The sequence below is a fragment of the Paracoccus shandongensis genome (assembly GCF_017315735.1).
Lineage (GTDB): Bacteria > Pseudomonadota > Alphaproteobacteria > Rhodobacterales > Rhodobacteraceae > Paracoccus > Paracoccus shandongensis.
The window spans coordinates 1-11731 of the sequence record NZ_JAFLRK010000055.1 but is presented as its reverse complement, the minus strand read 5'-3'; the positions used below and the strand labels follow the sequence as shown (position 1 = coordinate 11731).

11 protein-coding genes and 1 pseudogene are annotated in these 11731 nt (G+C 67.6%); 8 read left to right on the top strand and 4 right to left on the bottom strand.

Translation table 11 applies throughout. The features are described 5' to 3' along the window. Nucleotides 1-237 (bottom strand): hypothetical protein (locus JX613_RS19030; protein ID WP_207103049.1); only part of this gene is annotated, 237 nt, incomplete at its 3' end. Between the two features lie 93 nt (nucleotides 238-330). On the opposite strand from JX613_RS19030, the gene JX613_RS19025 reads away from it, so the two are divergent. The 8 genes from JX613_RS19025 to JX613_RS18990 all read left to right on the top strand — a co-directional run bounded on the left by JX613_RS19025 (nucleotide 331) and on the right by JX613_RS18990 (nucleotide 8524). Next, nucleotides 331-1005 carry an HAD family hydrolase gene (locus JX613_RS19025; protein WP_207103048.1) on the top strand — a complete coding sequence of 225 codons (675 nt, stop codon included), beginning with the start codon at nucleotides 331-333 and terminating at the stop codon, nucleotides 1003-1005. Then, the gene (locus JX613_RS19020) at nucleotides 1002-1961 is read left to right on the top strand and encodes a sugar-binding domain-containing protein (RefSeq protein WP_207103047.1); all 960 of its coding nucleotides are present in this window, start codon (nucleotides 1002-1004) and stop codon (nucleotides 1959-1961) included. The genes JX613_RS19025 and JX613_RS19020 overlap by 4 nt, the downstream gene beginning before the upstream one ends. 146 nt (nucleotides 1962-2107) lie before the next feature. Next, nucleotides 2108-3430 carry an ABC transporter substrate-binding protein gene (locus tag JX613_RS19015; protein WP_207103046.1) on the top strand — a complete coding sequence of 441 codons (1323 nt, stop codon included), beginning with the start codon at nucleotides 2108-2110 and terminating at the stop codon, nucleotides 3428-3430. Nucleotides 3431-3530: 100 nt separating this feature from the next. Beyond that, nucleotides 3531-4400: a carbohydrate ABC transporter permease gene (locus JX613_RS19010; protein WP_207103045.1), complete on the top strand. Its 870-nt coding sequence runs from the start codon at nucleotides 3531-3533 to the stop codon at nucleotides 4398-4400. Between the two features lie 10 nt (nucleotides 4401-4410). Then, the gene (locus tag JX613_RS19005; protein ID WP_207103044.1) at nucleotides 4411-5235 is read left to right on the top strand and encodes a carbohydrate ABC transporter permease; all 825 of its coding nucleotides are present in this window, start codon (nucleotides 4411-4413) and stop codon (nucleotides 5233-5235) included. Between the two features lie 11 nt (nucleotides 5236-5246). Further along, nucleotides 5247-6248 (top strand): ABC transporter ATP-binding protein, encoded by a 1002-nt coding sequence (locus tag JX613_RS19000; protein ID WP_207103043.1) that lies wholly within the window; start codon nucleotides 5247-5249, stop codon nucleotides 6246-6248. Then, nucleotides 6248-7021, top strand: a complete 774-nt coding sequence (locus JX613_RS18995; RefSeq protein WP_207103042.1) for an L-iditol 2-dehydrogenase — start codon at nucleotides 6248-6250, stop codon at nucleotides 7019-7021. The genes JX613_RS19000 and JX613_RS18995 overlap by 1 nt, the downstream gene beginning before the upstream one ends. A gap of 30 nt (nucleotides 7022-7051) precedes the next feature. Continuing rightward, nucleotides 7052-8524 carry a mannitol dehydrogenase family protein gene (locus JX613_RS18990; protein WP_207103041.1) on the top strand — a complete coding sequence of 491 codons (1473 nt, stop codon included), beginning with the start codon at nucleotides 7052-7054 and terminating at the stop codon, nucleotides 8522-8524. 31 nt (nucleotides 8525-8555) lie between these two features. Here the strand turns inward: JX613_RS18990 and JX613_RS18985 are convergent, their stop codons facing one another. The 3 genes and pseudogenes from JX613_RS18985 to JX613_RS18975 all read right to left on the bottom strand — a co-directional run. Further along, entirely contained in the window at nucleotides 8556-9206 is a 651-nt protein-coding gene (locus tag JX613_RS18985) for a YjbF family lipoprotein (RefSeq protein ID WP_207103040.1), read from the bottom strand. Further along, entirely contained in the window at nucleotides 9203-11359 is a 2157-nt protein-coding gene (locus JX613_RS18980; protein ID WP_237168739.1) for a YjbH domain-containing protein, read from the bottom strand. The genes JX613_RS18985 and JX613_RS18980 overlap by 4 nt, the downstream gene beginning before the upstream one ends. Before the next feature lie 147 nt (nucleotides 11360-11506). Further along, nucleotides 11507-11731 (bottom strand): annotated as a pseudogene (locus JX613_RS18975) (preprotein translocase subunit SecG); the annotation flags it as partial.

Genomic DNA, 11731 nt, shown 5'->3' with positions numbered 1-11731 from the left:
GTCGCGGCACAGGCGGTCGGTGCGGCGCGCGCCCGCCACGATCTCGGCCAGCAGGCGGCGGGGCTGCGGGCGGGCGGGGGGGCCGGGCAGGGTCACTTGCGCCGCGCCGCCTTGCAGGGCCACGCCCGGTTCGGTCAGGAAGACCGCCTGATGCCCGCGGCGGGTCAGTTCCCCGGCCAGGGCCTCGAAGGCGCGCAGGTGGCTGGGCAGGGGCGGGGTGATCAGGACGGCGCGCATGAAAACCTTTGGGCGGTGGTGATCCATGGGTCTTGCCATAACGGCCGCCGGGTTGCACTTGTGCTTTCCGAACGGCTGCCTTCAGGCTGAGGGATGGACATCGACCTGATCATCTTCGATTGCGACGGCGTGATCGCCGACAGCGAGGTTCTGTCGGCCCAAGTCCTGATCGAGCAGCTGGGGGGCCTGGGCATCGCCATGACCCCTGCCGAGGTGCGCCGCGATTTCCTGGGCCGCAGCTTCCCCACCGTCGCGCAGACGATCCGCCAGCGGTTCGGACAGCCCTTGCCCGACCGATTCGAGGCCGATTACCGCGCCCGCCTGCTGGACCGCTTCGCGGCGGAACTGGGGCCGACGCCGGGCTTCATGGCGATGCTGGACGGCCTGCCGGTGCCGGGCTGCATCGCCACCTCGTCCAGCCCCGAACGCGTCGGCCGCACGCTCGAGGTGCTGGGCTTGGCCGACCGCTTCGCGGGCCGCGTCTTCACCGCCAGCCTTGTCCGACACGGCAAGCCCGCGCCCGACCTGTTCCTGCTGGCCGCCGACCGCATGGGCTGCGCCCCCGCAAACACCCTGGTGATCGAGGACAGCAGCCCCGGCATCGCCGCAGGGCTGGCCGCCGGAATGCATGTCCTGCATTACGCGGGCGGCGCGCATCTGCGTGGGGCCGAGCCGACGCCACTGCCGCCCGGCATCCGGTCCTTTGACAATTGGGACCAATTCTTCCAACTGTTGGCCGATCTTCAGGAAGGAGCCCCCATCCCGTGAACGCCACCCGTTTTTCCCCCGAGGCGGTGCGCTTGGACGACGCGGCGCGGGCGGGCTGGTTGTATTACGTCGCGGGCAACACCCAGGACGAGATCGCGCGCAAGCTGGGCGTCAGCCGCCAGTCGGCGCAGCGGCTGGTGGCGATGGCGGTCAGCGAAAAGCTGATCAAGGTCCGCGTGGACCATCCCATCGCCCGCTGCATGGATCTGGCGGGCGCGCTGTCGGACCGCTTCGGCCTGATGTCGGCCGAGATCGTGCCCTCGGACCCGGATGCGCCCGGCCTGCTGACGGGCGTGGCGATCGCGGCGGCGGCGGAACTGGAAAAGACCCTGAAATCGCCCGAACGCCGCATCGTCAGCCTGGGCACGGGCCGGGCGCTGAAGGCCACCGTCGAACAGCTTCCCCGCATGTCCTGCCCGCAGCATGTGGTCGTGTCTCGGCTGGGCAACATGATGCAGGACGGCTCGGCCACGCCCTATAACGCGACGATCAGCCTGGCCGAACGGATCGGCGCGCCGCATTACCCTTATCCCCTGCCGGTGCTGGCGCGCGACCCTGCCGAACTGGCCGCCATGCGCGGACAAGAGGCCGTGCGCAACACCATCCGCCTGTGCGAACAGGCCGATCTGTCGCTGGTGGGCATCGGCCAGATGGACCGCAGCGCCCCCCTGTTCGTGGACGGCTTCGTCAGCGCCGCCGAGATGGACGAACTGGCCGCCCTGGGCGCGGTGGGGGAAATCACCAGCTGGGTTTATGACCGCGAGGGCCGGGTGATCGACTGCACCTTCAACGCCCGCGTCGCATCCGCCCCGCTGCCGCGCGCCGCCGAACGCCCGGTGATCGCCGTGGCCACGGGCGAGGCGAAGCTGCCCGCGATCCATGCCGCCCTTGTCGGGCATCTGGTCAACGGCCTGATCACCTCGGAAGCCACGGCCGAGCGTCTGCTGGCGCTGTAAGATCCGCAACCCGCCGATTTGCAGGACATTCCCGGCCTTGGCGGATGGATCGCCCATGCCGAACTTTTCCAATTGACAGACCGGACGCGCTTTGTGAGTATTTGCCCGTCGCTATGGCAAATGCCCATTCGATCAGGGAGGATAGCATGATCATGACTTTGCGCGCCCTTTTGGGCGCGACGGCGCTGTGCGCTACCGCCGGCATCGCTGCCGCGCAGGACAACGTGACCCTGACCATCGCCACCGTGAACAACGGCGACATGATCCGGATGCAGGGCCTGACAAGTGAATTCACCGCCGCGAACCCCGGCATCACCGTCGAATGGGTGACGCTTGAGGAAAACATCCTGCGTCAGAACGTGACCACCGACATCGCCAACCAGGGCGGCCAATACGACATCATGACCATCGGCACCTACGAGGTTCCGATCTGGGCGAAACAGGGCTGGCTGGTGCCGCTGGACTTCGGCGCGGATTACGCCGTCGATGACCTGATCCCCGCCGTGCGCGACGCGCTGTCCGTCGATGGCAAGCTTTATGCCGCGCCCTTCTATGCCGAATCGGCCATGGTGATGTATCGCACCGACCTGGCGCAGGCCGCGGGCGTGACCATTCCCGACAGCCCCACCTGGACCGACATCATGACCGCCGCCAAGGCCATGACGGACAAGTCCAGGGAACAATACGGCATCTGCCTGCGCGGCAAGCCCGGCTGGGGCGAGAACATGGCCTTCCTGACCGCCATGGCCAACAGCTATGGCGCGCGCTGGTTCGACACCGACTGGAAGCCGCAGTTCGACAGCGCCGAATGGAAGGCCACGCTGACCGACTATCTGGCGATGATGAACGAATACGGCCCCCCCGGCGCATCGTCCAACGGCTTCAACGAGAACCTGGCACTGTTCCAGCAGGGCCGCTGCGGCATCTGGATCGACGCGACGGTCGCCGCCAGCTTCGTGACCGACCCCGAGGATTCGACCGTGGCCGACAAGGTGGGCTTCGCGCAGTTCCCCAACAAGGACGGCGTGGACAACCACGGCAACTGGCTGTGGGCCTGGTCGCTGGCGATCCCGGCGTCGTCCGACGCGCCCGATGCGGCCAAGACCTTCATCGCCTGGGCCACGTCCAAGGGCTATACGGAACTGGTCGCCAGCAAGGAGGGCTGGCGCGCCGCGCCTCCGGGCACGCGGACCTCGCTTTATGAAAACGCGGATTACCGGAAGGAAGCCCCCTTCGCGGAAATGACGCTGACGGCGATCAATTCGGCGAACACGCAAAAGGCATCCGTGCAGGATATCCCCTATACCGGCGGGCAGTTCGTGGCGATCCCGGAATTCCAGGGCATCGGCACGGCGGTGGGCCAGCAATTCTCGGCAGCACTTGCCGGACAGATGTCGGCGGATGACGCGCTGGCCGGCGCCCAGGGAACCACCCTGCGCGAGATGACGCGCGCGGGCTATGTCAAGTAACGCGTAAGCCTTTGACCTGTCCGCACCGCCCGGCCCCCTCCGCCGGGCGGTGCCCCCCGGGGTCCGCCTGCGCACCCCGCCGCCAAGGGAGATTTCGTTCATGGCCACACGCCAGACCCAGGGGCTTGCCCGGCTGATGCGCGCGCCCGCGATCATCCTGCTGTTCGTGTGGATGATCGTGCCGCTGGGCATGACGCTCTATTATTCGTTCCTGAACTACAACATGCTGAACCCCGGCATGACCAGTTGGGCGGGGTGGTTCAACTATCGGTATTTCTACACCGACCCCGCGTTCCTCGAATCGATCAGGAACACGCTGGTGCTGGTCGGGGGCGTGCTGGCCGTCACGGTGGTGGGCGGCATCTTCATCGCCATGCTGATCGACAAGCCGATCTGGGGGCAGGGGATCGTGCGGATCCTGGTGATCTCGCCCTTTTTCGTCATGCCGCCGGTGGCCGCGCTGATCTGGAAGAACATGATCATGCACCCCTCCTATGGCGTGCTGGCCGACGTGGCGAAATTCTTCGGCGCGCAGCCGGTGGACTGGTTCGCGCAATATCCGCTGACCTCGATCATCCTGATCGTGGCCTGGCAATGGCTGCCCTTCGCCACGCTGATCCTGCTGACATCCCTGCAATCGCTGGATACCGAGCAGATGGAGGCGGCCGAGATGGACGGCGCCCCCGCATACGCGCGGTTCCTGTATCTGGTGCTGCCGCACATGGCGCGCGCGATCACCGTGGTGATCCTGATCCAGACGATCTTCCTGCTGGGCATCTATGCCGAAATCCTGGTCACGACCAATGGCGGCCCGGGGTCCGCTTCGACCAACCTGACCTTCCTGATCTACAAGGCCGCCCGGCTGAACTTCGACATCGGCGGCGCTGCGGCGGGCGGCATCATCGCCGTCGTGCTGGCCAACATCGTCGCCATCTTCCTGATGCGCGCCGTCGGCCGCAACCTGGACTGAGGGGGAACACATGGCACGCGCAACATCCCGCAACGCCCGCATCGGCTGGACCGTCGCCGCATGGCTGGTGGCGCTGCTGATCTTCTTCCCGATCCTCTACACCATCGTCACCAGCCTGAAGACGGAGCAAGAGGCCATCGCGGGCTTCGACCTGATCCCGTCCTTCACGCTGGAAAGCTATGCGACGGTGCAAAGCCAGAACAACTACTGGCGGCCCTTCACCAATTCGGTCATCCTGTCGGTGGGCTCCACGCTGCTGGCGCTGATCGTGGCGATCCCGGCGGCCTGGGCCATGGCGTTCTCGCCCACGAAGCGGACCAGGGACATCCTGATGTGGATGCTGTCCACCAAGATGATGCCCGCCGTGGCGGTGCTGGTGCCGATCTACCTGATCTTCTTGCGCACCGGGCTGATGGACACCCGGATCGGGCTGACGATCCTGCTGATGCTGATCAACCTGCCGATCGTGGTCTGGATGCTCTACACCTATTTCCGCGAAATCCCGGGCGAGATCCTGGAGGCCGCGCGGATGGACGGCGCGACCCTGCGCGACGAGATCCTGTATGTGCTGACGCCCATGGCGATCCCCGGCATCGCCTCGACGCTGCTTCTGAACATCATCCTGGCCTGGAACGAGGCCTTCTGGACGATCCAGCTGACCACCACCAATGCCGCGCCGCTGTCGGCCTTCATCGCCAGCTTTTCCAGCCCGCAGGGGCTGTTCTGGGCCAAGCTGTCGGCGGCGTCCGTCATGGCCATCGCGCCGATCCTGGTGCTGGGCTGGTTCAGCCAGAAACAACTGGTCCGGGGCCTGACCTTCGGCGCCGTGAAATAAGGGGAACATTCATGGGACAGATCACCCTGCAAGGCGTGGCCAAGCGGTTCGGAGAGGTCGAGGTCATCCCGCCCCTGGACCTGACCATCGAGGACGGCGAGTTCGTGGTCTTCGTCGGCCCCTCGGGCTGCGGCAAGTCCACGCTGCTGCGCCTGATCGCGGGGCTGGAGGACGTGAGCGGCGGGCGCATCCTGATCGACGGGGCGGACGCCACCGACGCATCCCCGGCGAAGCGCGGGCTGGCGATGGTGTTCCAGTCCTATGCGCTGTATCCGCACATGTCGGTCCGCAAGAACATCGCCTTCCCGATGAAGATGGCGGGCGTGCCCAAGCCCGAACAGGACCGCCGGATCGAGGCCGCGGCCCGCGCGCTGAACCTGACGAACTACCTCGACCGCCGCCCGGGCCAGCTGTCGGGCGGCCAGCGTCAGCGCGTCGCCATCGGCCGGGCCATCGTGCGCGAACCGGCGGCCTTCCTGTTCGACGAACCCCTGTCGAACCTGGACGCCGCGCTTCGCGTGGGGATGCGGCTGGAAATCAGCGAGCTGCACAACCGCCTCAAGACCACGATGATCTATGTCACCCACGACCAGGTGGAAGCCATGACCATGGCCGACAAGATCGTGGTCTTGCAGGCGGGCCGGATCGAGCAGGTGGGATCGCCGCTGGACCTGTATCACCGCCCGCGCAACGTCTTCGTGGCGGGCTTCATCGGCAGCCCCAGGATGAACCTGTTCGGGGGCGCGGCGGCGGCGGAATACGGCGCCCAGACCATCGGCGTGCGCCCGGAACATATCCGCATCTCGGCGGAAGGGGGCAAATGGAAAGGCCGCGTGGGTGTCAGCGAACACCTGGGGTCCGACAGCTTCTTCTATGTCGAAGGCACGGGTCTTGCGGAAACCGTCACTGTCCGATCTGGCGGCGAAATCGCGCTGCACCACGGCGACACCGTCTGGCTGACCCCGGACGAGGGCAAGATCCACACATTCGACAGGAACGGAGACCGCATCTGATGCAACGACTGGACGGCAAGCGCGCGCTGATCACCGGCGCCGCGCGGGGCATCGGCCTGGAATTCGCCCGCGCCTATCTGGCGGAAGGCGCCCGCGTGGCGATCTGCGACATCAACATCGACGCCGCGCAACAGGCGGCGGAGGCCCTGGGCGACGGCGCCATCGCCGTGCGGCTGGACGTGACCGACCAGGCCAGCATCGACGCCTGCGTGGCGACGGTCGAGGGGGCCTTCGGCGGCATCGACATTCTGGTCAACAACGCCGCCCTGTTCACCGCCGCCCCCATCGTCGAGATCACCCGCGCCGATTACGACCGGATCTTCGCTGTCAACGTGGCGGGCACGCTGTTCACCATGCAGGCCGTCGCGCGCGGCATGATCGCACGCGGGCAGGGCGGCAAGATCATCAACATGGCGTCCCAGGCCGGGCGGCGGGGCGAGGCGCTGGTTGCCGTCTATTGCGCCAGCAAGGCCGCCGTCATCAGCCTGACGCAATCGGCGGGCCTGAACCTGATCGCGCACGGCATCAACGTCAACGCCATCGCCCCGGGCGTGGTCGATGGCGAGCATTGGGACGGCGTGGATGCCTTCTTCGCCAGATACGAAAACAAGGCCCCCGGCCAGAAAAAGCGCGAGGTGGGCGCCGCCGTCCCCTTCGGGCGCATGGGCACCGCCGCGGATCTCACCGGCATGGCGGTCTTCCTGGCCTCACCCGAGGCCGACTACATCGTCGCCCAGACCTACAACGTCGATGGCGGCAACTGGATGAGCTGACGCTTGTCCCCACAGAAGAAAGGTTCGGCCATGGCCGTTTCGTTGAACGCATCCGCGCTGAAAGACCTGCCGGGCAGTGTGGGCCGCCCCGGATACGACCGCGCCGCCTTGCGCCCCGGCATCGTCCATGTCGGGGTGGGCAATTTCCACCGCGCGCATATGGCCTGGTATCTGGACCAACTGTTCGAGGCGGGCGAGGGGCATGACTGGGCCCTGGTCGGCGCGGGCGTGCGCCCCGGCGACGCCGCCATGCGCGACCGGCTGGCCGCGCAGGACTGGCTGACCACGGTGGTGGAACTGGACCCGCAGGGCCTGAACGCCCGCGTGATCGGATCCATGGTCGATTTCGTCCCCGTCGATCCGCAGGCGGTGATCGCCGCCATGGCCGATCCGGCGATCCGCATCGTGTCGCTGACCATCACCGAGGGCGGCTATTACGTCGATGCCAAGACCGACGGATTTGACGCGGCCCATCCCGACATCGCCCATGACGCGGCCAACCCGGATGCGCCGCGCACGGTCTTCGGCATGATCCTGGCCGCGCTGCGCCAGCGCCGGGACGCGGGGGCGGAACCCTTCACCGTCCTGTCCTGCGACAACCTGCCCGAGAACGGCCATGTCTGCGCGCGCACCGTCACGGAACTGGCGCAACTGTCGGACCCCGCGCTGGCGCAATGGGTCCGTCAGGAAGTCGCCTTTCCGAATTCCATGGTCGATTGTATCACCCCCGCCACGTCGGACCGCGAGCGCGCCCTGGTCCGCGACCGCTTTGGCATTTCTGACGCCGCCCCCGTGGTCTGCGAGCCCTTCCGCCAATGGGTGCTGGAGGATCACTTCCCCCAGGGCCGCCCCCCCTTGGAAAAGGTCGGCGCGGAATTCGTGGCCGATGTCAGCCGCCACGAGCTGATGAAGCTGCGCATCCTGAACGGCGGGCACGCGGCCATCGCCTATCCCTCGGCGCTGCTGGGGCACCACTTCGTCCACGACGCCATGGCCGACCCGCAAATCGCCGCCTGGCTGCGCGCGCTGGAAACGCGGGAAATCATCCCGACCCTGCAACCAATCCCCGGCGTCCGCTATGACGATTACCTTGACCTGATCGTCAGCCGCTTCGCCAACCCCGAGGTAGGCGACACGATCCCGCGCCTCTGCCTGGATGGGTCGAACCGGCAGCCGAAATTCATCCTGCCGACGCTGGCCGACGCGCTGAAGGACGACCGTGCCATCGACGGCCTGGCGCAAGAGGTGGCCTTCTGGTGCCGATACTGCGAACGCACCGACGAGGCGGGCAACGCCATTGCGCCGAACGACGACAACAGCGACGCGCTGCGGGAATACGCCATCGCCGCCCGCCTCGACCCTCTGGCGTTCTTGGCGAACGAGGCCGTGTTCGGCCCGCTGGCCGCCAACCCGCGCTTCCAGGAAGCCTTTGCCCGCAGGCTGAAGATCGTGCAAACCCAAGGGGTGCGCGCCGCCATCGACAGCTATCTGTCGGGGAACTGAAAAACCGGTCCGCGAAGGGCCGGTTCCATCGTCAGGGCCGCAGCACCTGAATGGTCACATAGCCCAGGGACGGGCCGATCCACTGGCGCGACACGGCGATCTGGCCGCCCTGCACCATGTAGCTGTTCTGGAAGGTCGCGCCATGGCCTTCGCAGTTTTCCACCGTCACGCCGGGGTTCGGACCCGCGCCCACGGTGCAGGCGAACTGCAAGGGCCGTTCCACCCCGTCGCCCGCGAAATACCGCATGACGCGCGTGCCGCTGCCCGCCGCGCCCGCGCGGATCAGGGGTTCGGTCTGCGGCTCGGCCACCGACAGGTCATGGCCAAGGCCCCGCGTGCCGACCAGCAGGCCGTTCCGCAGGATCAGCGCCTCCTCGGCCGGGGTCATATAGGTGCGCATCGCGCCGTTCTGCCCGGTCATCGCCATCACCTGCGTGCGGCCCAGATTCTCGAACCCGGCCTGGATCAGCGGACCGGGATTGACGCGCAGCGCCTCGGCCGCGGCCTCCTGGGGCGATTTCGCGGGCGCGGCGGGCTGTTTGGCCGCGCGGCGTTCCGCGGCGACCTGGCCCGCCGTCTGCGCCAGCGCGCCGAAGGGGCCTGCGTTTTCGCTGTCATTGCCGCAGCTCGCCAGCCCGGCCAGCAGGAACGCCGCCAGCGTGATCTTCGTGACGCCATTCATCGCCAGAACCTCCCCCAGCCTTCATAGAGTTTGACGGAATGACTGTCCCGGACATGGTCATACAGGCGGTCGCGGACGTTCAGCTGCGCACCCCCGTCGCGCGACAGGGACCGCAGGTCGGCGCTGACGCGTTCGCGCGTGGGCTGGCCGGTGGCCCAACCCAGCGGGATCGACAGCGTGACGCCCTTGTCGAAGCTGCCCTCGCCGAATTCCTCGGCCGAGAGATCCGTCTTGGTGGCATAGGCCCCGATCCGCCAGCCGTTCGCAAATTCGCGGGTCAGGGTGATCGTCGCACCCTTGTCGCCCGCCAGATACTTGCCCACGTCAAGCTGCGCCGTGAACCCTTGGGTGAATTCGTAATAGGCCGAGACATGGCCCATCGTGACCTCATAGTCACGGAAGTCGAACAGCTGGTCGAAGTCGCGCTTCTTCACGCGGTTCACCTCGGCCCCCAGGGCGAAGGAAGAGTTGACAGGCTTCCACAACACCTCGGTCGAGACGCCGCCATAGGCGCGTTCCAGCAAGCCGGTGGTGACGCGGGTATAGACCGTGGGCGCGGGCTTGGCATACCAGGCCAGCGTCAGTTCCGGGATCACCGGGTCGTTGTTGCCCGTGTACATGCGCGTGTCCGACCGGACCCGCGGCACGCCCTGGGGCGTGGTTTCCAGGCTGGGATCGGCCAGGTATTCCTCGGGCGTGTAGTGTTCGCCGCGCCGTCCGGGAATGCCGGGGCCGCGCGGGTCGATGTTGCCGAAGGCGCGCTGGCGCAGGGCCCCGGTCAGGACCAGGCCAGGCGCGATTTCATAGCTGGCGCGGGCCTCGGCCCCGACCTCGTGGGTCAACCCGTCCTCGGCGCTGAAGATGCCAAGATCGACATAGGGCTTGATCGACCAGCGGAAGCGCGGATAAACGCCCTCGCTGCGCACCAGGCCCGGCGCGCCTGCCGGGGCGTCCGACAGGGCGGATGCGGCGGCGATCTGCCCGGCCTCGGTGTTTTCCAGCCGCTCCACGTCGGAACGGCGGACCGTCACGGACGAGGTGGGCACCCCGTCGGCGGTCGAGGTGATCACGAATGTTTCCACCGACGGGGGCAAGGCACGGGTCATCAGGCGCGCGGTGCGGCCGATGGCCTCGGCCTGGCTGATATGGCGGGCGTTGCGCAGCCGGACCTCGGCCCGGTTCGCTGACAGCGCCATGCTTTCCAGGGTCTGGCCTTCCTTGCGCATCGCATCGCCAAGCGCGGTCTGGATCGCGGGATGCGCGGTGGGATCCTGCGCCCAGACACCAGACCAGCCGTCGGGATCGGCCTGCGGCGCCGGGCGCGGGCGCACCGGGGCCGGGGCCTTTTCCAGGCCCGAGGGATAGGTCGCCTCGCGCGGGTTCAGCGCGATCGAGAACTGTGCGCCGAAGGTGTTGCCGCCGATGGTGTAAAGCCCGACCTCGTAATTGCCGCCAAAGCGGTAGAAGGCGGCAAGGTTCAGGTTGCTGTCCGGTTCATCGCCCTGCTGGAAGACCGCGCCGCTGCTGTATTTCGCGACATAATCCATGTTGGAATATTCCGCGACCAGGTTCAGCCGGTCGTTGACCTGCCAACTGACCGAGGCGAAGGGCCGCGTGCCGCCCCGGAACCATTGGTCCACGTTGGGCGTGCCGCCTTCGTCGCCGCTGTCGATGGTGCGCGGCTTGCCCGCCAGCACGCCCCAGCCAAGACCGGCCGAGACGCGGACCTGCGGCGTCACCGTCCTGGTGGCGACGATGTATTCGCCCGAATAGACGCCCGTGCCCAGGAAATCCTGCAAGCCGACCGCCACCGCCGGACGCCAGCCCTGTTCGTCCAGCACCTGCCAGCGCAGGTCCGCCGAGCGGTCGCTGATATAGCCGTCATTCCGATAATCGTTGATCCCGTCCACGCGCCCATAGCGCAGCACGGCCGTCAGTCCCGGCAGCGCCTGGAAGACGACGCTGCCCCGCCGCCCGTAATCCGACCAGGACACCGTCGCCCCCAGCGTGCCGTCGGGCAGCGTTTCCGCCGTGGGGGTGTCGATGCCGCCGGGCAGTCCAAAGGTGGACATGTTCCGCGCATACATCGGTTCCGCAACGGCGGTGGTGCTGACCGAGCCCAGGACCAGGGCCACGGGCAGGGTGGTCGCCATCAGGCGTCCTGTAAGGGGGGATCGGCGCATGGGTCGCGTGTCCTCGTTCTGCTTTGGCCGGATCATAGGGGCAAACCGCCCCGCTGGCAGCCCGGAAACGCAACATGGCGGGCATGGTGCGTCCTGGCTGCCGCAGGGGTCAGGCGATCACTCGGCGGGTTCGGTCGTGGTCGTGGTGCCGGTCGCCCCGGCGGGCGGCAGGGTGCGCAGTTCCGGGACGATGGGCGCGGCACCCGATGCCGGTGCCTGGGTCGCGGGGGCCTCGGTCGCGGGCGCCGCAGTCGTGGGCGCGGGCGGCAGGTTCGCCGTGCCTTCCGAGGCGGGCGCGGCAGGGGTGGCCGTAGGTGCGGGGGGCGTGGCCGCCGGCGGGGT